The 25675-nt window shown below is 65.6% G+C and carries 16 protein-coding genes; 4 read left to right on the top strand and 12 right to left on the bottom strand.

From position 1 onward, the window contains the following. Positions 1-44 precede the first annotated feature (44 nt). The 3 genes from KG104_RS05130 to KG104_RS05120 all read left to right on the top strand — a co-directional run bounded on the left by KG104_RS05130 (position 45) and on the right by KG104_RS05120 (position 5573). The gene (locus KG104_RS05130; protein WP_207347462.1) at positions 45-3152 is read left to right on the top strand and encodes a CBM96 family carbohydrate-binding protein; all 3108 of its coding nucleotides are present in this window, start codon (positions 45-47) and stop codon (positions 3150-3152) included. 112 nt (positions 3153-3264) lie between these two features. Beyond that, entirely contained in the window at positions 3265-4011 is a 747-nt protein-coding gene (locus tag KG104_RS05125; RefSeq protein ID WP_207347461.1) for a hypothetical protein, read from the top strand. A gap of 83 nt (positions 4012-4094) precedes the next feature. Then, on the top strand, positions 4095-5573 hold the full coding sequence (locus KG104_RS05120) for a tyrosine-protein kinase domain-containing protein (protein WP_207347460.1): 1479 nt from the start codon (positions 4095-4097) through the stop codon (positions 5571-5573). Between the two features lie 75 nt (positions 5574-5648). Here KG104_RS05120 and KG104_RS05115 read toward each other — a convergent pair whose 3' ends face one another. The 5 genes from KG104_RS05115 to KG104_RS05095 are packed head-to-tail and all read right to left on the bottom strand — an operon-like array spanning position 5649 to position 11217. Then, positions 5649-6884: an MATE family efflux transporter gene (locus KG104_RS05115; RefSeq protein ID WP_207347459.1), complete on the bottom strand. Its 1236-nt coding sequence runs from the start codon at positions 6882-6884 to the stop codon at positions 5649-5651. Further along, positions 6885-7688 (bottom strand): CDP-alcohol phosphatidyltransferase family protein, encoded by an 804-nt coding sequence (locus KG104_RS05110; RefSeq protein WP_207347458.1) that lies wholly within the window; start codon positions 7686-7688, stop codon positions 6885-6887. Then, positions 7685-9163: an O-antigen polymerase gene (locus KG104_RS05105; protein WP_104161713.1), complete on the bottom strand. Its 1479-nt coding sequence runs from the start codon at positions 9161-9163 to the stop codon at positions 7685-7687. The genes KG104_RS05110 and KG104_RS05105 overlap by 4 nt, the downstream gene beginning before the upstream one ends. Further along, complete coding sequence (locus KG104_RS05100; RefSeq protein WP_216202352.1) at positions 9153-10322, bottom strand: glycosyltransferase; 1170 nt, start codon at positions 10320-10322, stop codon at positions 9153-9155. The genes KG104_RS05105 and KG104_RS05100 overlap by 11 nt, the downstream gene beginning before the upstream one ends. Positions 10323-10377: 55 nt before the next feature. Further along, positions 10378-11217, bottom strand: coding sequence for a glycosyltransferase family 2 protein (locus tag KG104_RS05095; RefSeq protein WP_237688672.1), 840 nt, complete (start codon positions 11215-11217; stop codon positions 10378-10380). A 100-nt stretch (positions 11218-11317) separates the two neighbouring features. Here KG104_RS05095 and KG104_RS05090 point away from each other — a divergent pair, with 100 nt between their 5' ends. Then, positions 11318-12106 (top strand): SGNH/GDSL hydrolase family protein, encoded by a 789-nt coding sequence (locus KG104_RS05090; protein WP_207347455.1) that lies wholly within the window; start codon positions 11318-11320, stop codon positions 12104-12106. A 20-nt stretch (positions 12107-12126) separates the two neighbouring features. Here KG104_RS05090 and KG104_RS05085 read toward each other — a convergent pair whose 3' ends face one another. The 7 genes from KG104_RS05085 to KG104_RS05055 all read right to left on the bottom strand — a co-directional run bounded on the left by KG104_RS05085 (position 12127) and on the right by KG104_RS05055 (position 25619). Next, a complete protein-coding gene (locus tag KG104_RS05085) occupies positions 12127-12816 on the bottom strand; it encodes an LbetaH domain-containing protein (RefSeq protein WP_237686988.1) in 690 nt (229 codons plus the stop codon). Then, positions 12816-14099, bottom strand: a complete 1284-nt coding sequence (locus tag KG104_RS05080; RefSeq protein ID WP_104055225.1) for a glycosyltransferase — start codon at positions 14097-14099, stop codon at positions 12816-12818. Before KG104_RS05080 ends, KG104_RS05085 begins: the two co-directional genes overlap by 1 nt. Before the next feature lie 3 nt (positions 14100-14102). Next, the gene (locus KG104_RS05075; protein ID WP_207347454.1) at positions 14103-15071 is read right to left on the bottom strand and encodes an NAD-dependent epimerase/dehydratase family protein; all 969 of its coding nucleotides are present in this window, start codon (positions 15069-15071) and stop codon (positions 14103-14105) included. A gap of 51 nt (positions 15072-15122) precedes the next feature. Further along, positions 15123-16658, bottom strand: a complete 1536-nt coding sequence (locus tag KG104_RS05070; RefSeq protein WP_207347453.1) for a sugar transferase — start codon at positions 16656-16658, stop codon at positions 15123-15125. A 422-nt stretch (positions 16659-17080) separates the two neighbouring features. Then, positions 17081-19849: a LuxR family transcriptional regulator gene (locus KG104_RS05065; RefSeq protein ID WP_207347452.1), complete on the bottom strand. Its 2769-nt coding sequence runs from the start codon at positions 19847-19849 to the stop codon at positions 17081-17083. Then, on the bottom strand, positions 19846-22710 hold the full coding sequence (locus tag KG104_RS05060; RefSeq protein ID WP_207347451.1) for a helix-turn-helix transcriptional regulator: 2865 nt from the start codon (positions 22708-22710) through the stop codon (positions 19846-19848). The genes KG104_RS05065 and KG104_RS05060 overlap by 4 nt, the downstream gene beginning before the upstream one ends. Before the next feature lie 200 nt (positions 22711-22910). Further along, positions 22911-25619 (bottom strand): LuxR C-terminal-related transcriptional regulator, encoded by a 2709-nt coding sequence (locus KG104_RS05055; RefSeq protein WP_207347450.1) that lies wholly within the window; start codon positions 25617-25619, stop codon positions 22911-22913. Between the last annotated feature and the right edge of the window lie 56 nt (positions 25620-25675).

Below are 25675 nucleotides of genomic sequence, written 5' to 3'. Positions count from 1 at the left end.
TTTCGGGCCGCGGGCCTGTCCCCAGTTAATAGGTGGTTTTAGCCGTGCATAAAAAAATTGCGGCGATGTGTTCGGCTGCGGGTCTCGCCGCAGCTGCCCTGATTGCCCTCGCCGCTCCTGCTTCGGCACTGTCGCCGGGCGTAGCCTTTTCCGCCGTTGCGCTTCCCACTTGGCAAACCAACGGCATCGCCTGGGCCATGGCGGAAGCCAACGGCGTCATGTACGTCGGCGGCACCTTCACGCAGGTCCGTCCGCCCGGAACCACCGCAGGCAGCAGCCAATCGCAGGCAGCGGTGAACTTTGCCGCCTTTGACGCCTACACCGGCTCCCCCACCTCCTGCGCCCTGTCCTTCACCGGCGGAACCGGCGCCACCGTGCGTGCCATGGATGTTTCTCCTGACGGCAGCAAGCTGTACGTGGGCGGCAACTTCACCTCGGTGAACGGTGTCACCGCCAACCGCCTGGCCGCCATCAACCTTCCCGGCTGCACGGTGGACACCACCTTCCGCCCCGGCACGGTCAGCAGCACGGTCCGCGCCATCGCCGCCACCGCCGACGCGGTCTACTTCGGCGGTGACTTCAACACTGTCAACGGCACGTCCCGCAGTCGGTTCGCCGCCGTGAACACCGCCGGAACCCTCCTGCCCTGGGCACCGGCGGCCGACGGTGTGGGCCGGGCACTGGACGTGCCGGACGGCCGCAGCGAGGTCCTGCTGGCAGGCGACTTCAGCACGGTCAACGGCACCGAATCACGGGCCATGGCCGTGGTGGACAAAAGTTCCGGCGCCACGATGCGCGCCTACCCCGCCGCCGATTACATCCCCACCTCGGCCGTGGTCAAGGACATCACCAGCGACGGCACCAGCTTCTACGTGGCCGGCGAAGGCATGGGCGGGCGGTCCTTCGACGGCCGGGCCCGGCTGTCCCTGAGCGGCAATTACGAACAGATCTGGAAAGACAGCTGCCAAGGAGCCACCCAGGCGGTGCTGCCATACAAGGATGTGCTCTACTCCGGCCACCACGTGCACGATTGCTCCGGAATGAACGGCTTTGCCGACGGCACCCGCAAGCACCTCTCCGCACAAGACATCGACAATCCCTATCCGTTCCTCGGTTGGAGCCCGGACACCAATGACGGCACCGGCGAGGGTCTGGGCCCGCGCGCCCTGGCCGTCACCGACAAGGGCACCGGCGACGTGCTGTGGGTTGCCGGCGAGTTCACCACCACCAACGGCACTGCGCAGCAGGGGCTGACCCGCTTCGGTCCCGGCCCCGCCTCGGCAGCCCCCGGGACACCGGCAAACGTGAGCGCCGTGAGCCTGGCCGCGGGCCAGAACCAGATCCGCTGGACGCAGGGCGTGGACAATGACGACTCGGGTCTGACCTACAGTGTGTACCGCAACGGCAGCTCCACCGCCCTGGGCACCGTCTCCGGGAACTCCACCTGGTTCGACACCCCCCAGCTCTCCTTCACTGACCGCACGGCATCCCCGGGCACCGCGTACAGCTACCGGGTGCAGGCAAGCGACGGAACCAACACCAGCGCGCTTTCCGGCCAGGTCCACCTCACTACGGCCACCACCACGCAGGCCTATCCGAAGGCCGTCCTCGACGACGGCGCCAGCACCTACTGGCGCCTGGATGACAGCAGGGCCACCGCTCCGGCAGACAGCTCACCGGGCAACAACCGGGGCGTGGCCTTCGGCGGCCCCCTGCTCGCCGGCGCCCCCGGTGCAGTGCAGGGAAGCACCGCGGGCCTGTTTGACGGCGTTGACGACCAGGTTTCCGGACAGCAGCGCTATCCGGCGCCCACCACCTTCAGTGCCGAGGTCTGGTTCAAGACCGACACCGTGAAGGGCGGCCAGATTATGGGCTTCGCTTCCGGCCAGCCCGACCGCAAAGGCACCCGAAACAGCACGGGCACCGTGGACCGCCATTTGTACATGACGACAACGGGCGCCCTCGTCTACGCCGTCCTTGATGACGCCAATGAGCGGGTTGCCGTGACCACCGCCGGGACCTTCAACAACAATGCCTGGCATCACGCCGTCGTAACCCAAACACCGGCAGGGGCCACCCTGTACGTGGACGGCAAGGCTGTGGGGTCCAGCCGGACGGCTGCGGCGCAAACCTATATCGGCTCGTGGCGGGTAGGCGGAGACAGTCTCCCAGCTGTCGCGGCGAACCCGACGATTCCCGGTTTTCCGGCCCGGACCGTCCCCAACTATTTTGCCGGCGCCATAGACGAGTTCTCCGCGTACCCCACGGCCCTCAGCGCCGGACAGGTGGAGCAGCACTTCACGGCCGGCGGCGGAATTCCCGCGCCGGTACCCGTGCCGGACACGGCGGCTCCGGACAAGGTCACCGGTGCGGCGGCTGCTGTCAGCGGGGCAACAACCACGTTGAGCTGGAACGCCTCCGCGGACAACGTTGCCGTGACCGGCTACCGCGTGCACCGGTCCACTGCTGAAGGCTTCACGCCGTCGGACGCCACCTTGCTGACCACCACCGCAGCTTCCGTCCTCTCCCACAGCGACGCCGATCTGGCGGCGGGAACCTATTACTACCGGGTGGTGGCGATCGATGCTGCAGGCAACACCGGCACCGCCTCGGACCAGGTGACCGCAACCGTGGCCGGCGCGCCGCCGGCCGAGCCGGTGACGTTGTCCCTGACACCGGATGCTGACACCTACGTAAACCAGGGCGCTCCCAACAGCACTCACGGAAGCGCCGTCTCCATGGCCTCCCGCGGAAGCCTGGCCTACACCTCCTACCTGCGGTTCACCCCGGGCACCGAGGTGCCGGCCGGCATGCGCCTGCTCTCGGCCACTCTGCGCCTGTACACCACCTCGGAGTCCTACGGCGGGTCGGCGGACCAGCACACCGTTCAGGGAGTGACCGGCAGCTGGACGGAAGCCGGAACCACCTACAACACCCGGCCCTCCCTGGGTTCCGGGGCGCTGGGCACCCTCTCCCCGGTTGCGGCGAACAGTCCGTACACCGTTGACCTGGATCCCGCCGCCGTGTCCGCCATGCTGTCCCAGTCCGTTGACCTGGGCATCACCAGTGTGGGCTCGGACAACGCGTGGTTCTACACCAAAGAAGCCTCCTCCACCCGCCGCCCGGTGCTGACCCTCGTCTTCGGTCCCTAGGCCGGGACGGGCTGCACCGGCAACACAGCATAGTTGCACCGCCAACCGTGAATCGCCTGAAGGAGGGGCGCAGTCAATCTCTGAATGTTCCAACGCACAGAAAGCACACGTCATGAAATCTGGTCTCAAAAGAGCGACCCTGGGAATACTGTTGTTGCCGCTGCTGGGTGCGGCAACAAGCTGCAGCTCCCCGGATGCTTCTTCCCCAGCGGCCCCGGACGCCGCGTCACAGTCATCATCCGCCGCAAAACCGTCAACACCGTCCTCCTCGTCATCCGCAGCGGACGGGAACACCGGCTCCGCTTCGGACCCCTCCGCTGCCGCGCCTGGCCCGGAAGAAAGCCTGCCGGCAGATCCCGGGGCCGTGGTTCAGTCACCGCAGCCCGCCCCGGAACCCACCTTCGACGCCCCCCAGGAACAGTTCCTAGCAGGCAAGGTTCCCGAGGGCACCGATCCCAACGCCGTACTGCAGGTGGGGCAGGAACGCTGTGACCAGCTGACCAGCGCCAACGCCGTGGATGCAGACTCCGTGATCAGTGAACTGATCATGAACCCTGCCCCGGACACCGCCGATGCCATTGCGGCACTGTGCCCCGAGCTCCTGCCTGCTCTCGAGGCGGCCGGCCGGGGCTTCCCGGATGGTGTGTTTTCGGTTGGCGCAGCGGCTCCGCACAGCGACGAGCCCTCAGTGGAACCGGGAACCTACCGGGCTTACGGCGCACCTGCGGACTGCACCATATCGGTGTACGCCGGCGGTGGTGAGCTGATCGGCTCCTACGACGGTTCAGCTCCGGTGGTTATCGACGCGGTGGCGGCCCGAGTGGAATCGGACCAGTGCTACTCGTGGTTCAGGGCATGACGTCCACGCCCGCAAATTCAGTTTTGTACTTCATTTCATTGCACATTCATCTGCCTATCCAAGGGAAGGGGTAACCAATGGATATGCGCGAGCAAATACTCATCCTTCGCCGTAATTGGATGCTCATAGTCTCATTTGCACTCATCGGCGTCATCACCGCGGGCGTTGTGTCCGTTCTGATGCAAAAAACCTATACCGCAACCAGCAGCCTGTTTGTTTCCACGCAGAATGTGGAAACTTCGGCAGAACTCCAGCAGGGCAGCGTTTTTGCCCTCGCCCGGGTGCAGTCCTATGTGGATCTGGTGAGCAAACCGCAGGTCCTGGACCCTGTCATTGAGGCCCTGGACCTGGACATGTCCGCCCAGGAACTCGCCACCAAGGTCAAGGCTTCGACCTCCCGGAACACCGTCATCATTGATATCGAAGCGGTCGATTCCTCGCCCGAGCGGGCGGCTGAGATTGCCAACGGAGTGGTGGCCAACCTCATTTCTTCGGTAGCGGATTTGGAGCGGCCCACTAACGGGCTGCCGTCCCCGGTCCGGCTCAGTTCCGTGGATACGGCGCAGCCCCCCGCGGTACCGTCCAGCCCGCAAACCTCGCTGAACCTGATGCTGGGCCTGCTGTACGGGCTGGCACTTGGTTTGGTCGTAGCCATCCTGCGCCATGTGCTGGACCGGCACGTGCGCAGCGAAGCTGATGTCCGCAAGTCCACGGCGCTGCCGCTGCTGGGCGGGATCGCTGAATCCCAGGGACAGCGGAACACGTCCCGGCCGGTCGTTCTGGGCGGCTCGGGAACGGATGCCTTCCGCCAGCTGCGGACCAATCTTGAGTTTGCCGCCGTCAGCCAGCAGATGAAGTCCCTGGTGGTGACTTCATCGCAGGCAGGCGAAGGCAAGAGCACTGTCGCCCTGAACCTGGCCCTGAGCATTGCGCAGAGCGGGCAGAAGGTGATTCTCGTGGATGCCGACCTGCGGCTTCCCACGGTGGCCTCCGCCACCGGACTTGAGGGCAACGTGGGGTTGACCACCGTCCTGATCGGCCGGTCCACCCTGGCGGATGCCACACAGCACTGGGGATCCGGCAGACTGTCCGTCCTGACTTCCGGGCCGCTGCCGCCCAATCCCACAGAACTGCTCGGCTCACAAGCCATGCAGGACTTGATCACGGCACTGGAAGGCGAGTACGACACCATCATTTTGGATGCTCCCCCCGTCCTTCCGGTCGCCGACGCCACCATCCTGACGCGCAACACTGACGGCATCCTGTTGGTGGTGGGCGCCACCCGCGTCAGTCAGCACAACCTCTCCAAGGCCGTGGAACAACTGAGCCTGGTAAACGCCAACGTGGTGGGTGTGGTCCTCAACCGCATCCCCCGCTCCGGGCCGGACGCCAACTCGGCATATCTGGCGGATTACGGCGTCACTCCCCTGCCCGTCCCGGCGGACATGGACGCCGGGCCGGCATCCCCGGTGGCAGAGGCGGAAGCGGCCATCATCCGGGACAGCGAGGGCACTCGCTGGAACAAGGGACAGCCGATTCGCAGCGGAGCCCACTACAACTAGGACATCGGTTTACGCGAAAACCCTTCGGGAGATGTGCAGCATGACGCACATTCCCCGAAGGGTTTTTTCGTGTGCTCAATCCACCGGTGCCAGCGCGGCGTCCGCCGTCCGCCCGGAGCGGAGGCGGCCCGCCCGGACGGCAAGGAGCCCGCAGACAGCAGCCACAGCCACCGCTGCGGCAAATCCCCAGGCGGAAGCCACCGCAGAACCGGTGAGTGCCAGGCCCAGGGGCAGGGCCAGCGTCAGGGCAGCAAGAATACCGCGCATCAGGGTCGAAAGCCGGTTGGCCTGGGCGGCCCGGAAATACGCCAGCAGAACGGTGTACGGAACCATCGCCAGATACTGCAGGGCATAGGGCCAGCGCAGTTCGGCGGCGTTCCGCCAGGTGTCTCCGAGGACAAACTCACCGGCTGAGGCCGGCAGGAGCAGCACGGCTGTCCCCCAGCTCAGAGACAGTGCCAGCACAATGCCCAGCGTCTCCAACAGCCGCTTTCGGAAGGCTGCAGTCCCGCGGGTGCGGACGAGCTCCGGGATGACGGCGGTCTTGATGGCACTGAACACGGTGTTCAGCGGTGAAAAGAGCAGCTGGGCGGCCCGAAGTGCTCCGACTCCGGCCGCCCCCAACGGAAACACCAACAGGTACAGCACCGCAAAGGTGGAGGCATTCAGGGTGAGAAACTCCGCCAGATAGCGGAAGGCGAAGTCCCGGTTCAGCCATAGCCAGCGTGCCCCCGGAACGACGCCGGGAACGGTCCGTGCCAAGACCAGTCCAAGGGTGAGGGCAACAGCTGCGCCGGCACCCCACCAGATCAGGACGAGCATTAAATCCCCGCCCGCCCGGGCGGTCAGTATCATCGCGGTGATGGAACCAACCGCCCAGATACTGTCAATCAGGAGGGCCCTGGCCGGGCGTGCCTGGCAAATGAACAGGTAACGGATACTGTCCTGCAGCAGCACAAAAGGCGAAACAGCTGCCATGACCAGCCACAGACCGGCGTCCTCCGGCCCTGCGAGCAGTGCCGCACCCAGCAACAGCAGGGCCGCGGGCACGGCAACCAGGACCGTGGCCCCCAAGCCGGCACCGGCAATCCGGCGGGTCAGTTCCCCCGTGCGCGAGTAGCGAACCAGGAGCGTTTCCCCCACCAGCGCCCGCTGCCCGCCCAGGAACAGCAGCAGTCCCGCGTACGCCAGGGAGAATTGGCCGAAGTCATGGGTGGTTGCCACGTTTGCGGCAACCGCCACGGCCACAAAGTTGGAGATGCTCGAGACGCCCTGGTCAGTGAAGGTAACGAGCCGGCGGAAACCGCTCACCTAGCCCAGCGCCAGGAGTTCGGAGCGCCACTTGGGCAGGAAGGCCAGACACATCAGTACATGGGCCACAGCCAGGACGGCGTAGGCGGTCAAAAACAGGCCGGGCCAGGGCAGCAGCAGGAACGACAAACAGGTCACCCCGTAGTCCACGGGCAGGGTTACAACGGACCGCCGCAGCATGCGGCGGTTATTGGCCCGATCAGCCGCCTCGGAATCCCCGGACGCCGTCGTCGTTAATGTTGGTGTTGGTGTGCCGGACGGATCTGGACGGACATTGCGGCGCAGCTGGTCCACCAGCGCTCCGCCGAAGAAGATGGTGGAGCTGGCCAGCAGGAAAATTCCACAGCCCGCCGCGAGGAGTACCGGGTCATAGTCCGTGGTCCGGGAAAGGTAACAGAAGACCGCTACGTGCATCACCGTTATGCGCCCGTTGTCGAGGGCATGGTCCAGCCATTCTCCGAACGCTGAGCTGGAGCCCTGAAGACGGGAAAGCTGCCCGTCGGCTGAATCCAGTACGTAGCCCAGGGCCAGCAGGAGACCCACAAGCGCGGACACCAGGTTTGGCTGGGCAGCGAAAGCCAGCCACAGCAGCGCTCCGTAGGTGAAGACCGCCCCCGTCATCGTGACGTGGTTTGGCGTCAGCCGGGTGTTGCGCAGTGCTGCGGCCACGGCGCGTCCTGCAGGCCTGTTCACGTACAACAGGTACAGGGGAACCCCCTTGCGGGTCTTCTGTGCTTGCTTGAGCTGGTTGAAAGACTCCTGGAAGGTAGCCCGGGAGGACGGCTGAGGCAGGGTCCGACTCATCGTTCCAGCCTTTCTTGACGGTTGGTGACAGCGGTGAGGATAAGGATGGACAGCACTAGGATCATCAGCCGTCCCATGGACTGCAGCAGCGATCCCCGCAGGATGATAAACAGGTAGCCGGCGAAGATGGAGATCCCCAGATACCCTACGGAGCCCTTGCTCAGGATTTCTGCCCGGAACCCCGCGTCCAGCCTGCGGGCCAGCAGGCCCAGAGCCGCAAAGACGAGAATGAGGCCCAGCAGCCCGAAATTAATCCATGCCTCGGCCCAGAGCGGGGCTGACAGGTTGAGGTTAGTGCTGTTCATCCACATCCCCACTTCAACTCCGGTGTCCAGCGGTTTCTCCGGCCAGGCGACGCGAGGCACCCAGAACAGCAGCGGGCCCAGGGCCTGCATACCCCAGGAAAGGCCGTGATCCATCGTGTACCCCAGGGTGTTGGACAGCATGGTGAACTGGTCATAATCCTTGGTGGCGATGGTGACCCAAATGGAATCTGACCGCACAGGCACGCCGGCACCGGCAGCACGGCGGGTGATGTCGGAGAGCGGGAAGATGACCACGGACGCGATCACTCCACCGGCTACGGCGGCGTTGAACAAAGCCTTTCGGCCGCGGATCAGCGGCAGCAGTACCCCGAAGACGACCGCCAGCGTCCAATAGCGCGAATTGGAAACCGGGTTGTTGACGATCACGTTCATGATCACCAGGGCGGCGATCAGGAATCCGTCAACGGCCGCCAGCTTTCGGTCTCGGGTGCGCCAGACGTGAATATAGAAAATCAGTGCCGTGAGACAGGCAACCGATCCTGCGGCAGAGACAATGGCGCGCAGTGCCTGTCCGCTGTCCGGGCTGATTGCGTCCAGCGCCTCGCTGGTTTCCTGGCGGCTGAGGAAGAACACGGCCGGCCCGCCCACCTGGACGATATACACCAACGCCGCCACCACTGCACCAACCGAAAAAATACGCAGCACGTCCAAGCTGCGCAGCGTCCTGAACCGCAGCCGCGGACGGATGAGGCCCCGACGCCGCAGCCGCACGTGATAGGCAAGGTCAAAGCACACGCAGCCGACCAGCGTGAGCAGGCTTGCCATGGTCAGCAGGTCCTCCGTCACTTGAATCGCCAAGGCTGTGGACCGGCCGGTAGCGAGCTGGGCCAGCGGAGCCAGACCCATGCCGGTGTAGACAAAGATCCAGAACACGCCCGCCACCGGGCGGATGTCCGTCTGCCACAGCAAAGTGGCCAGCTTGATTGCGGCATACAGCGCCACGGCATATCGGATGAGGAAATTGGTGTCGGTGTAAAAGACGGAGCCTGCACCGCGGATCTGCAGCGGCAGGACCAGGGCGAACACTAGGAGGGCAACCAGCGCGACGGCGGTGCGGGGACCGGACCGCCGCGAATCTGCGGCTTTCTCAGCACCTGCAGGGCCGGGCCCGCCGGGGGTGATCCTGTGCGGCACGAGTTCAGCGTTCACGGGATGCCTCCAGATAGTGCGCGGTAAGGTTTTCGGCAAGCCGCTCCGTGGACCAGAGCTCTTGGTGCAGCCGGCGCGCATTCGCACCCAAATCTGCCCGGCGCTGGGGATCCGCCGCCAGCTTGAGCATGGCTTCACACAGGGCGCCGGCGGTTGGCTCCGTCAGCACTGCGGCATCCGCTGCACCAAGGGCTCCGGCCAGTCCGCACTCTTCTGTGACGATCAGCGGAGTTCCCGCCGCCGCGGCCTCCAGGACGGACATGGGGTAAGGCTCATTGCGTGCCGGCAGGACGTATGCCGTGCAGTCTGCCATGGCCGCCTGCACCTGCCGGGGGGTCAACTCCCCGGGCAGGTGGAACCGGCCGGAGTGCGCAGAGGCAGCTATCAGATCCCGGACTCGGCTGCCCTCCCCCTGATCGGGACCGGCAAGGACAAACCGGGCGTCCAGCCCGGCGTCGAGCGCAACAAGGGCTGCCTCAACAAAGACGGCGGGCTGCTTCCGGGCGGAGAGCCGGGCGGCAAACAGAAACACCTGCTGCTCCGGATCAGACCAGGCAAGAGCGGAATCTGCGCTGGCGTTGACCACCCGGCGCATGCGGGCACGGTCCACCCCCAGCTCCCGGAGGCCGCGTTCCTCGTCTTCGGTGAGGGTCAGCCAGAGCCTGGGTATGCGCACCAGCCATCGGGTGATCACGGCGTCGAACAGGCGCACGGACAACGCGGCGGATGGAACCAGCATGCCGTGGGACTGTGCCACCACGGGGGTTTTGGCCCGCCGAAGCATGGCCGTGGAGACGGTGGTGATGAAATCGCGGGAAAGATGAATCTGTACCACGTCCGCGGAAGCGGCGCGCATGGCCACGTAGCGCGGCAGGCTCAGGCTTACCAAGCCGCGGAGCTTGGCTCCGGGAAGCGGCCGCCGCACGCGGAACAGGCGGGCCTGTTCCTGTGCCTCGCTGTCCGCGCATCCGGCAGCTGTGTCAGGGTCTGAGGACACAGCACCGGGAGCACCGGAAGGCAGCGCGCCCAGCCATCCGCCCAGGAGTTCCACCGCCGCACCGCTGCGCCGCAGCGCGGCGCTCTGCATGCCCGCCACGGCCCAGACACCGCCGGCGGCCGCGCCGGGACCGGCCAAACCACCCACCTGGAGGACCTTCAAGCTGCCCGGCTGCCCGGTGTCGCGGGGGCGCGGCACTGAGACCGGTTTCGGAGCCCTAGCCACGGTCTTCGCCCGCTGCCCCGCTGCTGATCTGCACCCGCTGCAGTTCCCTGCTCTTCAGGCCGATCTGCCAGTAGTACGCAGACAGCGCCAGCGCGTAGTCAAAGCCCGCCCTCCCGTCCAGGAACCCCCTGCGCAGCACATAGCTGTAGAGGAAGAACACCAGCGGTTTCAACGGGACGGCGTCGAAGCGCCTGCCCTGACTGCTCTTGGACTCTCGGACGCTGCCGCGGGTTTCCGGATGCGTCCGGATGTACGCCTCCCAATCGGAGTAGCGGTTATGGCGGTCGAACCAGGTCCGCACCGGGTCCATGTCATTGTGAACCAAGAGTGCCGATGTTCGTCCCACGGGACCGGACGGTTCAGGCTGGTAATGTGCCTCCACCTCGCCCATGCCGGGCAGATGGAGCAGGTCGATGTTGCGGAAGGCGTTGCGCCCGCGGCGCAAGAACGAGCGCTTGACCACCCGGTGCCCGTACCTGAGGCCGGTTCCGGCGAAGTGATAGGCCACTGGAAGGTCGAAGGCCACCCGTTCCTCTGCGGAATCCTCCGCAATGCTCCTGAGTTCCCGAACCAACTCCGGAGTGGGAAACTCATCGGCGTCAAGCATGAGCAGCCACTCGTTGCGGGTCTGCACCTGTTCAAGCTGCCATTGCTTCTTCTGCGGGAACTTGCCGTTCCAGGTGAAGTTGATGACCGTGGCACCGGCTTCCCTTGCGAGTTCCGCTGTGCGGTCTGTGCTATTGGAATCAACAACAATTACCTCGTCAAATTCCGTCAAAGCAGCCAGACAGCTGGTAATTCCTTTTTCCTCGTTCTTTGTTTGAATCAACACGGAAACAGGTATTTTGTTCACGTACTTTCCCCCCTGAAGCAGGTAATCTTATTGTTTTGGCAGAGCATTCAATTTGAGACCGCTCGGTTATCCTTTGTTAATGCCCACACATCGCCGCGAAGTTCGCCGCACCTCCCGTTCCCGCCGCAGGTGGCCCACAGTACTGGGTTTTCTTGCCCTGCTTGCCGCAGCCGGCCTGCTCACGGTCTACGCGCTCTCCCAGTCGGCTGAAGCGAACGGATCTCAACGGCCGACCGACACGAACTCGACGGGCGCCACCCTCACCGCAAAGGTTCCGCAGATCGACATCGTGGGAGACTCCTACGTTGCCGGTTCGGCCCAGGGCGGCAAAGGGGCGACCAACTGGACCAAGCTGATTGGCAGCCGTTTCAACGCCCGCGGACAGCAGGTGGACATGAATGTCATGGCCCTCCCGGGCTCGGGCTATCTGGCCCGTGGTTCCACGGATCTGGTCTTCCGTGAAACGGCAACCCTCCGCCTGCGCCCCACGGCTGACGTGGTGGTGGTCTTCGGCAGCCGCAACGACGGTCGGCAGACTGAGGCGGCCATGTACCAGGCTGCCAAGTCGCTGTACTCCGACATCCAGAACATCGCCCCGCAGGCTCAGGTAGTGGTGATTGGACCGGTATGGGTGGATGCAGATGTTCCGGATTTCATCGCGGCTAACAACGTGATCATGGCCCGGGCCGCGGAGGAAGAAAACGTGCAGTACATCGACGCCCTTGAGGAAGGCTGGTTTGCCGGACCGGAAGAAGGATTGATCGGCGCTGACGGCATCCACCCAACCGACGCCGGGCACGCGTACCTTGCCGCCAAGCTGCTTCCCATGCTGGATGAGAAGATCAAGGGCCTCACCCCAGCGGGGTAGGCCGGGGCACGGCACCGGATTCATCCCTGCGGCCCGGACCCGTCAGCGCCGGTGCCACCCGTTTCCTCAGTGAACCGCTCCCCCAGCTCCCCGGGCTGCACCGGGTTTCCATACACGCGGTTAGGTTCGATGGTGCCCTTAACAACGGTCATCGGCTGCACCACGGCAGACTCTCCGATCTGCGATCCTCCCAGCACCATGCACCGGGAGGTGAGCCATGCCCCGTCGCCAATCCGGATGGGACTGGTAATCAGGCCCATGTCCGTCCGCACCCGGTGGCTGCCCGTTGTCAGGAAGGTTTCCTGCGAGATCACGACGTCCGCTCCCACATAGACATGGTCCTGGTTGTGGAACCAGACGCCCTCGCCTATCCAGGTGCGCTCACCGATGTGCAGCTTCCACGGCGACTTCACCCGGGTCCGCGGCCGAAAGATGACGCCCTCGGCGATCTCAGCACCGAAGGCACGGAGCACGGACACCCGCAGCCGCGAACTGATCTGCCACGGGTTGGTGACGAACAGGAGTTCGCAGGCTGACCACAGATACACCACGGCGCGTGGCCTGCCCCACGCTTCCCCGGCACCCGGGGCGCGTGACAAGTCGATCACCGGAGGACGACGCCGGCGGGTTGGCTGCGGAACGTCCCCCGGTGAATTGCCGATCTGCTGCTTCCCCGTTCGCGGCGCCGTACTCCGATCGTGCTGCAGCATCAGGAAGCCTTTCCCGGGAAAACGCGGAAGCCGGCAGCGGCGTGCGCCGGCCGTACCCTGGACAGCGCCGAGGGTCCGGGAACCACTTTGCGGAGAACGGTTTCGAAGCGGTCCGCAATGGGTCCGATGCCGAAACGGCTTTCCGCCAGCTTCCGTCCCTGCATTCCCGCAGCCCGTGCGGCTGCAGGGTCGGCATGAAGACGGCGAAGCCAGCCCACCGCTGCCGCTACTCCGAAGTCCGTGGGCGGGCCAACAAACCCTGCAGCAGCCAAGATGTCAGCTGCCGCCGGGTTGTCTTCAGGCATTAACCCCAGCACCGGACGACCGGCGGCCAGGGAGGAGAGCACCTTGCTGGGGATGGAGAATCGGGAGGCTTCCGGTTCCAAAATGGTCACGAGAACATCAGCCGATCCCAGCATGTCCGGCAGGTCTGCCGCAGCCTGGAACGGCAGCAGGGTGACGGGAAGCTCCGGTTCCCGGGCAAGGTCCTCCCTCAGCATGTCAATGCCCTCGCCCTCGGACGCCACAATGAGCCGTGCCGGCAAGCCTGCTGCAAGCGCTTCCCGCAGGAGCGCGGCCAAGAGCAGCGGATTGTGCTTCCGGCCCAGGGTGCCCGCGTACAGGAGGCGCAGCTCCTCACCGGCCGGCAGGTGCAGGCCTGCCCACTCGTTGTCCCGGGCCCGGGGCGTGATTTCGTCGATGGGAGCCCAGTTGGGAATCACCGTGACGTGATCAGTGGTTAGCCCCCACTCCCGGTAGGCCTGACGGAACTCCTCCCCAATCGCCACGACCTGTCTGGCCCCGATGACGACGCCGGCCTCAATCCTGCGCACGGCGGCACGCCCGACCAGCGCAGCCGGTGCGGGGAGCCTGCGGCCAAGCTCCTCGGAGATGGCGTTGCTGAACAGATCCTGGTGCCAGAGCAGCCAGGGCTGCTTTCGGCGGGCAGCTGCGCGCTTGAAAGCGGCCAAAGCGAAGAGCGGCACGTTGCAGGCGACCACACAATCCGGGGCCGTCTGTTCAGTGTGTTCCAGCCAGGTTGCCGCATAAGCCCGTTCAAAACGGATGCGGCCCGCCGCACTGTACTTTTGGAACGGCCGTTTTGTCGTGAGAGGTGAAAAACCCAGCTGTTCTGGATCCGCCGCCGTACGTTCCAGCAGGCCTTTCCCGCTGCCGTACTGGGTGGAGTACACGTGGTCTACGTTGTGTCCGCGCGCAGCCAGCTCCCGGGAGAGCTCCGCCTGGAACGGATGACCGGAGAAGTCATGAACCTGGATCCGCATGGCTTAGGCCCTTTGTGCTTTGACTTGATCCTGAATCCACTCGTAGGTCCGTTCCAGCCCTTCATGCAGGGAAATGGACGGCTCCCATCCGTAGATGGAGTGGAACAGGGTGTTGTCACTGTTGCGGCCGCGGACTCCCTGCGGTGCATCCAGTTTGTACCGGCGGTCAACGACGGTCCCGGAGATCTGTTCCAGCAGGTCCGCCATCTCGTTAATGGAAACCAGTTCCGCCGATCCCAGGTTTACCGGTTCCGACGAATCGCCATTCATGATTTCGAGGATTCCGCGCACGCAGTCGTCGATGTACATGAAGCTGCGCGTCTGCTCGCCGTCACCCCAAATCTCCAGATCCAAATCACCGGTGAGCGAGGCCATGGCGAACTTCCGGCACAGCGCGGCCGGGGCCTTTTCCCGCCCGCCTTCCCAGGTGCCCTCAGGGCCGTAAACATTGTGGAAGCGAGCCACCCGGGTCTGGAGGCCGTAGTCCTCCTGGAAGTGACGGCACATACGCTCGGTGAAGAGCTTCTCCCAGCCGTAGCCGTCTTCCGGCTGCGCCGGATAGGCGTCTTCTTCCTTGAGCGCCACGACGTCGGCACTTGTCTGGTGGTCCGCTGCGTAGACGCACGCCGAGCTGCTGTAGAAGAAACGTTCCGCGCCGGCATCACGGGCGGCCATCAGCATGTGGGTGCTGGTCAGCACAGTGAGCATGCACAGTGCCTTGTTGTTCTCGATGAACCCCATTCCACCCATGTCTGCTGCCAGGTTGTAGACGTGCTGCATTCCACTCGCGACTTCTCGGGCTGTCTCAAGCAGTGAACAGTCCCCCTGGATATTCTCGGCACCCTCATGGATCTGGTACCACTCATCCAGCGGCTTGCAGTCGACAGCACGCACCTCGTGACCCTCGCTAATCAGTTTGGCTACGAGATGACCGCCAATAAACCCGCCGGCGCCTGTGACTAGAGATTTCATGATTACCGCTTTCTGTAGAGATGAGACCAGCCGAAGCCGGATCGGATCGGGCTAATATGCGCCCACTGGGCGGCGGAGCATTTGCACCGTGCGCCAGAGAATGATGAGGTCGCCGGCAAGCGACCAGTTTTCGACGTAGTACAGGTCCAGCCGCACTCCGTCCTTCCAGTCGAGTTCCGACCGTCCGTTGATCTGCCACATGCCGGTCAGGCCGGGCTTGATGTAGAGCCGCCGGCGGACGGCGCCGTCGTACTGGGCCACTTCACGCGGGAGCGGCGGCCGGGGACCGACCAGGGACATGTGTCCCAGGAAGACGTTCCACAGCTGCGGCAGCTCATCGAGGGAGTACTTCCGCATCCACCGCCCAACGCTGGTAACGCGTGGATCGTGCTGCATTTTGAAGAGCAGGCCGGCGCCTTCGTTGCGGTCCAGGAGTCCGGCCAGGTCATCCTCGGCTGTCTGCACCATGGACCGGAACTTGAGCATTTCGAACGGTTCGCCGCCGCGGCCCACCCGCTCCTGCCGAAAAATCACGGGCCCGGGGCTGTCCCTGTGGATGAGCAGGGCCAACACCGCGAAGACCGGAATCAGCACCAGCAGCGCGGCACCGGAAAGCAGCATGTCCAGTCCGCGCTTGAGGACATGCTTTCCGCCGGCGTACTGCGGCAGTTCCACATGCATCAGGGGAAGGCCTTCAACGGGGCGGGTATGGATTCGCGGACCCGCCACGTTGGTCAGGCCGGTAGTGAGAATCAGCTGGGTGGCCGATTCCTCCAGCTGCCAGCCCAGTTCCTGCACGTAGGCGCTGTGGCCCTTCATACGGCCTGCCACAATGACGGCGTCCGCCCGCAGGCGCCGCACGGCGTCCACTACGGTGTTCCGGTCGGCGATCACGGGGATCTGGTTGCCGCTGCCTCCCACCTCGCAGTGCCCGGGACTGGTTAGCGCTGCACCGATGACCCGGTATCCCGATCCTTTCTGGCGTTGAATCTGTGCTGCCACATATCTGACGTCCTTGGGCCGTCCCAGAATGATGACTGTGGACAGGTACCGGCCTTTGGCCCGCTGGTCTGCCAGCCACAGCCGGAGGATGAATCGACAAAGGATCAGGCCGCCCAAACCAATAGGGAAGGCGAGTGCGAAGTACCCGCGGGAGATGTCCACCTGGAACACGAGGCAGAACACAGCAATCAGCCCCATCAGGATGACCGTGGAGTTGATGACACGCTTGTACTCGTCCACCCCGGTTCCGAGTATCCGCGGGTCACGGGTCCGGTAGACCGCCAGGGCCAGCAGCCAGGCCGCCCAGATGCCGGCGGACACGGCGACGTAGGAGATGTTGACGCTGGGGCCGCCGCCGGACATGAATTCCGGTGCCACCCCGAACCGCGCCAGGTGGGCCACTGCCACGGCCAGCGTTACAGCCGCCAGGTCAAAGGCCAAGAGGATTCTGCGGTACCTGCTAACCCAGCGGGCTCTGTCACCGGTGGCCAGGGCCGTGGCGCCGGAGCTCTTGTAACTGGGGAAGGTGAAGGGTGCAGGCGGGGCCTGGATCGGTCTCGGCCCAGCAACTTTGACATCTGTCATCCGAGACTCTCCTAGACGCTGCGAAATCTTCCGAAAGGGCCGACGGCGGCTGGGGGGAAGCCTTGGTCTCAAGAGGCTTCGACGCCGTCGGCCCCGCTCGGGGGCCGGCGCCTGGGGCGCCGGATGACTGGTTCAAGACGGGCCTGGAGGTGGGCAGTATCCGCTGGGAATATCCGCACTACCTGCGCTGAGAGAGGCGCAGCCGGTAACAACAACCAATCAACAAAACCAAGACTAGGAGCGGCTCAAATGGCGGGCACGAGTAATGCCTACTCGAGTCCGCAGCGCGACTTCGCCCTCTGCGGGAGCTTTACCTAGCACTACTTGGAGGGACGCCCGGGGATGGTTCCGGGGACGCAGAAAACCGGCCCCGGTAGTGCGAATCCGGGGCCGGCAGGATGTCCGTCTGTCTGCGGGTGCAGCTATTCGTGGGCCGCCGAACTCGTTCCCGGCTCCAGTGCACGGTAGGCGGCTTCAAGATCTGCGCGGCGGCTGATACCCAGCTTCACGTAGATGCGGTACACATGGCCTTCGACCGTTCGCTGCGAGAGAGTGAAGTGTGCCGCCACGTCCCGGGTGCTGGCCCCGGCGAGCAGCAAATCGACAATTTCATGCTCGCGGCGGGTCAGCCGGACCAGGTGCAGGGACGGGCTCAGGTAGGACACGGTCACGCCCGCCAGCTCCCCGCGCCGCCTTCTCAGTTGCTGGATCAGGGCCCGTTGCCGGCGCAGGTTGCCGTGCGTGCCGTAGAACCTGATGGCGTGCCCGATGCTCTCCACGGCAAGGAGGTATTTGCGGTGGCGCACTGCTTCATCCGCTGCCGCAACCATGAGATCCGGGTTGCCGGAAGCCACCGCACCGGCATAGGCGTTCAATGCCTGCGCCTCACCGCCTTCAAAGGCCGCACTGACCTCCTGCAGCCGGGATGCCTGGGACAGGTCCCCCACGGCGAGGCACAGTGCCAGGATGTCCTTTTCCGCCGCCAGCAGACCCTCAGTCCGGGCCTGTTCAGCGATTTCCGCCAGTGTTGCCGGAACGCGGGCATCCGGTTCGGATGACGCCAACGCCGCAGCCGCATATGCCTGGCTCACCAGCCACAGCGGCCGGGACCCGGTGCTGGCAAGGCTGCTAAGTTCCTTGGCATACCGGGCTGTCTGGTCCTGGTCCCCCACCACGGTGGAGGCATAGCCGGCAAGCCCCAGGGCATAGGGCAGGAGTTTTTCCGGGTCGGAAATCCGCAGGGCTTCCACTGCCGGATGCAGGCTTTGAAGCCCTTCCCGCAACCGGCCCTGGTGAATCTCCAACGCTCCCTCGAAGACGCCCAGGGTGCCGCCGTGCGCGATCAGGTGCTTGGTGGTGCCCTCCAGCTTGGCCGCCAGAACGCGTTCGAGTTCACTGAAGCGTCCTCCGTGCAGCAGTGCCTGGGCGTGACGCACCAGCATGGCACCGCAGTATGCCTGCAGCAGACCACCCAGGCGTTTGATCAGATCCAGCGCCGTGCCCGAGTGCACCAGCGCGCTGCTGATCCGCCCTTCCGACACCAGGAGTTCCGCCAGCAGCCCGTGGGAGACCGCGGCCACCAGTGCCGGCAGCCCGGAGGCCTGAGGCTGCGGAGCTTTCGTTAGTTCGGTGAGCCGGTCCCGTGCCTCGGGATAGTTCCCCGCCGCCATGAGCGCCAGAACGCGAAGCACCTCAGCCCCGTCCTCAACCGAAGCCGGCGGCTTCCCGGTACCGCCGAGCCTGGCTGACAATTCGCCGGCGGCCGCAACCCAGGTGGAAGCAAGAGCCATCAGCTCCCCTTCGTTCAGCCCCGACCGGTTGTCCAGACGGACGGTGGCCAGCACCGCACGGGTGAGGGTTTCTTCATCCTGGGCCAGGGTTGGTTGTCCCGGTTCCAGCATGCCTTCCAGCAGGTCACCGGCCTGGGCGAAGCCCCCGGTTTCCATCAACGCAGCTGCGGTTTCCACCCGTGCCGCCGCGAGGCAGGAGCCGTCGCGGACGGCGGAGCCGAAGCGGACCGCCAAAGGCCACTGGCCGTCGTCGTTCGCTGCCCGTGCCGCCTGCAGCAGCTCCGCGTCGGGGATCCCTTCACCGCAGTCAAGGGCCCATTCCAGCCGGCGCAGCCAGGCCGTCTTTACGGACGGATCACCGGCCTCTGCCCCCTCGCGGTCCGGCAGGCAGTCCAGCACCTTTGTACGGATTGCCGCACTGCGCACAGCCGGCACCAGGGACCGGATCACGTCAGCGTGAAGGGGCTGGGCCAGCCGGAGCATTTCAGCCGGCCCCTGCACGGCGCACAGAATCCCGTCAGCCAGCAGGGCGTGGACCGGGGCCGGGCCGCAGACTGCCGCCAGCACCGAACGCTGCAGGGGCTGGGCCAGGGCGAGGGTCTCCAGGGTGTCGCGCTCTTCAGGACTCCGGGTAAGCAGTTGGCTCTTCACCCGGTCAATCACGGCGGAGTCCAGTCCGTCCGGTTCGCGGCGCAGGAACCATGCGCCGTTGCCTTCGGCGAGGTGGCCGAGCCGGCGTGACTGGGCGAGCAACGCCTTGAGATAGAGGGGATTACCGCCGGATAACGTTGCCAGCACGGCACTGGAGGCCCGGAGCACGGGTCCGTCAAGGACACCTTCACAGACTTCGTGAACCGCGTCCCGGGACAGTGCCCCCAGGTCAATGCGCGCCAGCAGCCCGTCCCGGGCCAGGGACAGCAGTTCATGGATGTGTCGGGCACGCGGCTGCGCAAGGATCAGGAGCCTCAGCTCCCCGGACATGGCCAGCTGCGTCACCACGTGGGCGCTGGCTTCATCGAGGAACTGGGCGTCGTCGATGACCAGCAGCGGCTGCCCGCTTCCCACCTCGCTGAGCTTGCGGAAATGGCGGCGGATGGTCCGAAGCACTGCAAGCGGTGACTCCATATCCTCCGGTCCGGCGGTTTCGAGATACGCGGAGAGCACCCCGTAGGGCAACCGGGACAAAACGGGGCTGCCGTGGATGAAGGACGGCGTGACGATTCCGTTCAACCGTTCCAGGACCTGATCTGCCAGTGCAGACTTTCCCATTCCCCCTTCTCCAATAACCACGGCGCCGCGCAGCCCCGGCTCGAGCAGCCGGGAAGTGATTTCCGCAAGCTCGCGGTCCCTGCCGAACAGCGCCGGTGCCCGCCCTGGTCCGGGAATCGCTCCGGGGATCATGGCCGTACCGCCGATTTTTCAGCGATGACTTTGGCCAGTTCACGCCTGCTGCCGACGTGGAGCTTGGAATAGACCTGGTACAAGTGACCCTCCACGGTTCGCACCGAGATGTTCAAATCAGCGGCAATGGCTTTATTGCTCGTTCCCGCGGCGGCCATCCGGGCGATCGACCGTTCCCGGAAGGTCAGGGCGCTGAGGTACTCGTCGGCGGAGTCGGAACCTTCAAAGGCGGCGACGTCGGGCCCGCGGCGGCTGCGGTGAATCAGCCTCACCGTTGCACGGTCTCCCGCTCCCGACGCCACGGCGAGCGCACGTTCCGACGCCTCGGAGGCGAAGAGCACATGCCCGGCGGCCTTCCCCAGCTCACTGGCCTGGATCAGCAGCTGAGCGTCGAAACAACCCACGCCTTTGGCATAGACCTCGCACATCCGGGGAAACGAACCCTGCTGATGTGCGGCAACGGTCAGAATCCGGTCAAGGTTCTCCAGATCCCCCAGCCGGGCGGCGTTGAGCAGCGACAGCAGCTCGTATGAGTACGCTCCCCTTCGATGGTCGTGGCCGGCCAGCTCAAGGAACCGGCCGGCAGCCTGCGGGGAGCCAAGCGCACCGTTGGCGAGGGCAGCGAAATGACGTGCGGCGCGGCGCAAGCTCCAGGGACCGCCGTCGCCCGCCTTGGCTCGGAGCTGCAGGTAGGCCTCGGCATTCTCGCGGTCCTTTTGCAGGGCAAGGCAATAGGCGGCTGCGGACGTGGCCAGCGGCAGCAGGGATGCCGGTCCGCTCAGCCGCAGCTGCGCGACGGCGGGGACCAGACAGCGCAGCGCGGGCGCCGGCTCTCCGGCATAGGCGTGCAGTATGCCCTCGGAAATTTCGCCGAGCAGCCCCGGAAACAACTCTGCCTGGCCGTTCGCGGACGGCTGCTGCAGCAGGCGGCGGGCGCTGTCCAACGCTCCAATGGCCAGGTGGACGTGGACAATCCGGGCGAAGGCACGGGTACGGTGGGCCATGCTGATTCCGGAATCGCCCAGCAGCCGCTCCACCTCCCGGGAGACTTCGGCTGCCTCATCCTGCCGGTTTGTCATCCCCAGCGCCTCGCAGAGCCAGGAGCCTGTGAGGACGCGGTAGGTCTTGTCCTGGGAAGCTGCCTCAGCTTGCAGCGGTGCGAGGAAGGCGGCGTTTTCGAGGAACCGCCCGTGTGTGGAGTTGCACTCGGCCCGTGCCAGGACCAGCCTGCGCTTCAGCTCTGCGGCCTCGCTGCGGCTGACGGTTCCGGCACTGCTGATCGCGGCCACCCGCTGTTCGGCTTTGGCCAGCAGCTCTTCGTGTTTCTTGGCAGCCCCGGAAGGAAGCACTGCTGCGGACACCGTGGCGGACAACGCGCCGGTGGCAGCCATGCAGAGTACCCTGTTCTCCGCAATCAGCAGCAGCACCTCTTCCCGCGGTGCCGCGCCGCCGCTGCGGGCCCGGCAGGCACCCAATACTGCGACCGCCGCAGCGTAGTCTTCCAGTGCCATGTGGGCAGACATCAGCTCAAGGACGGCTCCCGGGCTGTTGGCGTAATTCTCACAGGCGGTGATGATGCGGATGGCGCCCCGGAAGTCCCCCGCAGCGTTGGCACTTTGTGCCGCCTCCACAGCGGACTCCAGGTCGGGGGACTCTCCGGCGTCGAGCCGCCACAATGCCAGCCGTGCAGGGTCCAGAACCGCCGCCAGCGGGTCCGTACCGGCGGCCGGGGTTTCGCCGGCCGGCACCGCAGCCGCGGCAACGTCCCGCAACTGATGCAGCAGTTTCGCCCGTGTGGCTGTGTCCGCTGAAGAGCGCAGGGCGGAGACCAGTACCTTGTCGGAGATCATGATCCGCGGGATGCTCCCCTGTTCGAGGGCAAGAATTCCCCGTTCCTGCAGGGTGTCCACTTCATCGGACGCGACGCTGTGCAGTGCTGCTGCCAGGGGCAGGGACCCTGCCAGCGCGACCGTTTGCACCAGTGCCAGCTGGCTGTCCGTCAGCGTGCCCAGCTGGTTGAGCACTGTTTCAGCCACACGGCCCGCGGGTGCCGCCTTGGCGCGGTCAAGAACCCAGACGCTTCCGCTGAGGCGGAGCTTGCCCGAGTCACGGTAGTCCTCGCAGCCCAGCTGGAGCAGATGGGGGTTGCCGCCGGTGGAACGGTGCAGGTGGGCGACGGCGGAACCCGAGACGGGGCCGTCCAGTGCAGCCGACATCAGTTCCGCCGTCTCCGCCAGATTCAGGGGGTCCAGATCGACCCGTGACAGGATGCCCTCGCGCCAGAGCCCGGCGAATTCGGCCGGTGCCCGGCTGAAGTCGCGGAAACAGGCCAGGAGTCCTGCCGTGCGGCTAAGGACCATTTGGCTAAGTGCCATGGCGGAGAACTCATCCAGGTCTTCCCCGTTGTCCACGGCCAGCAGGACGGCACGTCCCTGAGCACGTTCCTGGATCAACCGGGTGAGTCCGCGAAGGATCAGTACCGGGTGCGTGGCAATCTCCGGTTCCAGGTCCGAGAGGAGGAAGGTGAGGGCGCCGAAGGGGGTCCGGCCGGAGAAGGCCGATCCGCGGACATGGACCACATACGTGTCGGGGCTGCACTGGCGCAGTACGTGGTGGATCAGTGCGGTCTTGCCGCTTCCTGCTTCCCCCACCAAGATGCATCCTGCTCCTCCGCCGGATGCCAGGCGGCCGAGAATGGTGCGGGTGACGTTGCTGCGGCCCACAAAGTAGGATGGCGTCCGCTCTTCAGGGCCAGCCGTATCCGGCCTGGGAGCGCTGGCGAGGGATGCGACAGGACTCAGGGAGTTCGGCCCGGCAGCTGACTGGGGACGCACATAGGACTGGGAGAGACTGTTTTGCACGGTGAGACCCGATTCTTCCGATTGCCTGCACCCGACGGCGTTCGAGGGACACAGGCTGCGTTCTATACCTGCGGCCAGAGTAGAAGCCGGAGAAAGTACAAACACGAGTACCGTTCACCAGTCACGCGCGCCAACTACTCAGGTTCGTCCCGCATCCGGCCCGGACACCACTTGGTTTGAGGGTAAGTTGCGGCGTGTGTCTACGTAGTTTTCCCGCTGAGAGCCGCTCGAAGGTCGCTTCTGCCCGAGACACTCAACCGGGCGAAAATGCGGCCCAGATGCCAGTCAACAGTCCGGGCTGACAGATGGAACCGTTCCCCAAGCCGGGCGCTGGTCTCCCCTGCGGCGGCAAGCAGGGCAAGCTCCCGCTCAAAGTGTCCCAGCCGGGACAGGCCGTGCTCAATACTGTTGGCCGGCGACAGTTCACGGAAGGTCACGTGCTCCAGCTGCCGGGCCCGCCGCGACAAGGCGCGGCCGCCGCCGTCGGCCGCGAAACTGCGGGCAGCACCGGCAGCTTCATAGGCCAGCAGGGTGTTTGACTGCTCCAGAGCCGTTTCCCCGGCCCGGATCAGCGTTGCCGCGTCCTTCTCCAGGAGTCCGTCAGCCAGATTGCGGTAAAGGAGCCCGGGGATGCCGTTGGCCGATGACGCCGCAGCGGAAAGGTCCGCTGCCGCCGCCCGGCTGCCCCGCAGCGCTGCCGCACCGTAGCAGAGGAGGGCATCCGGGAGGTTTCCCTCAGCTCGGGCATGTCCGGCACGGGTATGAAGCTGCTCCGCCGTACGGCCGGTGCCGGCAGGGGTACTCAGGATCCGAAAGTACCGCACCGCTGTTTCAAGATATGGATCCGTGCGGTACCCGGATTCGGCGTATGCTTCCCGGTCCGGCTGCCGTCCGGGTTCCGGACCGAGGAAGTCCGAGTAGGCAGCTGCCGCGGATGCCAGCGGCAGCATGTTGTCCGGGTCGCGCGATTCCAGCTGTGCCAGGGCCGGATTCAGGAAATCCATGGCGATGTCGCCGCGGCCGGCATACGCGTGCACCAGGCCGGCGGGCAATTCGGTCCCTGCGGCGGCCCGCAGCCCTGTTCCATTTCCCGGGCGGGCAACCAGTTCGGTCATTGCCAGCGCCTGGCCCAGCTCGCCGCAGCGGATCAATAGGAAGAACAGATGGTGGAAGAGCTGTTCCCGGGTGCGCACGTCTGCCGAGATGCCTCCTGCCAGACGGGACCGAATCAGCGCCACAAGTTCCAGTGCTTCGTCAAAACGGCCGGCAGCTGCATCCTGCTGTCCCCGGCGGATACCGGCCATCAGCCTGAGGTCGGACGGAGCAGCGGGGTCGGCAAAGTCGTCCCCCAGGGACGCCGGCAAGTCCCCGAGCCTGCCGTCCAGCGAAAGGATCTCCGCCCGTGCCAGTGTTAGCCTCAGGCCGGGCCCGGGATTGGCGCCTTCGTCTTCGGGGAGCAGCCGTTCGGCCTGCTGCAGCAGGGCCGGCGGATCATCGGTTGAGTCCAGGATCCGGGCCGCTGCCAGCGCACGCTGGGTCAGGAGGCTGATGTGCCGGTCATGCGATGCCTCGCTGCCGGTTTGTGCCGCTGCAAGACACCGGTGCGCCTGTGCATGGTTTCCGATGGACCGCAGTGCGGCCGCTTCTTCCAGCACCAGAGGCAGCGGCCGCGGGGACGGAACCGCACGGGAATACCGCAGGGCGGCGTCAACGTCCCCGGTTTCGTTGGACCAGCGTGCGGCTGCCAGAGCTTCATCCGGGTCGAGGGAAACGCCCACCGAGAGGGACCAGGCGGCCATGCCGGCAGCAGCGTCTCCGCTCAGCAGTTGCGGATTCACGACCCGGGTTACTTCGGTCCAGAGATCCCGGCTGCGGCCGAAGGGGATTCTCGCTGCAATGGTTGCCGGCTGCAGGTTCCAGGCAAGGCGCACCGGCTGGCCCGGTCCGCCGCCAATGGTCACCAGCGATCCCTCCTCCAGTGCATCCACGGTGTGGGCCGGCAGCAGCTGCAGGAGAGTCTCCAGCGGCAGCCCGCCGCAGAGCGCAAGAATTTCCACGGCGTGCCGTTCACCGGGGGTGAAGCGGCGCAGTACTGTTTCCACGCGGTCCGGAAGCTCACCGGAATGAACCAGCGGACCGGTCCACGTCCAGTAGCCGCGTCGAAGCACCAGCGCCTTGGCCGCTTTGTGGTCCCTGCACAACAGGGCCGCCAGAAGCGGATTCCCCCTGCTTTGCTGCCACAGCTTCTCCTGCGCCAGCGTGGTCAGCGGGCCTCCGGCGGCGGCGGCGAGCAGCTCCGCGGTTTCCGGCAGGTCCATCGGTGCCAGGTCAATCCGTTTCAGGGTTCCGTCGGTCCACAGCCGCACGTAGTCCTGGTGGCAGCCGAGCAGGTCACCGCAGATGAGCAGCAGTGCCACGGTCCCCCGGCGGCACAGTTCCGACGTCACGAGGACGCCCAGATCATCAATTCCCTCGGCGTTGTCGATCACCAGGATAATTCTCCGGCCGCCGGCCAGCCGGATCAGCAGTGATTCCAACGCCCGCAGGACCTGAACCGGATTGACGAGATCCTGCGGGGGCAAATCGCTGAGCAGCCAGGCCATGGCTCCGTAGGGGGTCTGTGCTGACAGGGGGCTGCCGCGAAGGTGCACCCGAAACCCGTCCTCGCAGAGGTCCACCGCCTCCCGTGCCAGCGTGGTTTTTCCGATGCCCGGGGGGCCCAGGATAACTGCACCGGATCCATCCAAGGCGTCCCGCACAGCCATGCGGGCGCTCCCCCGGGCGTCGGCGGATCGAGACGGGACGGGTGACCGGTGGTACGGGGTACCGGCCGGGGACAGGGATCCAGGCACCCGGCCGTCCGGGGTCGCGGGGTCGCCGGGCGGACCGGACTGCAGGAGCGTGCTCATCAGGGACCTCTAAACAAGTGCGGAGTGCGGCTGGTGGGGGACCGCCGAATTTTCCG

The sequence above is a fragment of the Arthrobacter sunyaminii genome (assembly GCF_018866305.1).
GTDB lineage: Bacteria > Actinomycetota > Actinomycetes > Actinomycetales > Micrococcaceae > Arthrobacter_B > Arthrobacter_B sunyaminii.
This window is presented reverse-complemented; position numbering and strand designations above follow the sequence as displayed.

Coding starts and splice junctions, on each gene's coding strand:
- KG104_RS05125 (WP_207347461.1), top strand. CDS start 3,265: ATGAAATCTGGTCTCAAAAGAGCGACCCTGGGAATACTGTTGTTGCCG.
- KG104_RS05120 (WP_207347460.1), top strand. CDS start 4,095: ATGCGCGAGCAAATACTCATCCTTCGCCGTAATTGGATGCTCATAGTC.
- KG104_RS05110 (WP_207347458.1), bottom strand. CDS start 7,688: ATGAGTCGGACCCTGCCTCAGCCGTCCTCCCGGGCTACCTTCCAGGAG.
- KG104_RS05090 (WP_207347455.1), top strand. CDS start 11,318: ATGCCCACACATCGCCGCGAAGTTCGCCGCACCTCCCGTTCCCGCCGC.
- KG104_RS05085 (WP_237686988.1), bottom strand. CDS start 12,816: ATGCTGCAGCACGATCGGAGTACGGCGCCGCGAACGGGGAAGCAGCAG.
- KG104_RS05080 (WP_104055225.1), bottom strand. CDS start 14,099: ATGCGGATCCAGGTTCATGACTTCTCCGGTCATCCGTTCCAGGCGGAG.
- KG104_RS05075 (WP_207347454.1), bottom strand. CDS start 15,071: ATGAAATCTCTAGTCACAGGCGCCGGCGGGTTTATTGGCGGTCATCTC.
- KG104_RS05070 (WP_207347453.1), bottom strand. CDS start 16,658: ATGACAGATGTCAAAGTTGCTGGGCCGAGACCGATCCAGGCCCCGCCT.
- KG104_RS05065 (WP_207347452.1), bottom strand. CDS start 19,849: ATGATCCCCGGAGCGATTCCCGGACCAGGGCGGGCACCGGCGCTGTTC.
- KG104_RS05055 (WP_207347450.1), bottom strand. CDS start 25,619: ATGAGCACGCTCCTGCAGTCCGGTCCGCCCGGCGACCCCGCGACCCCG.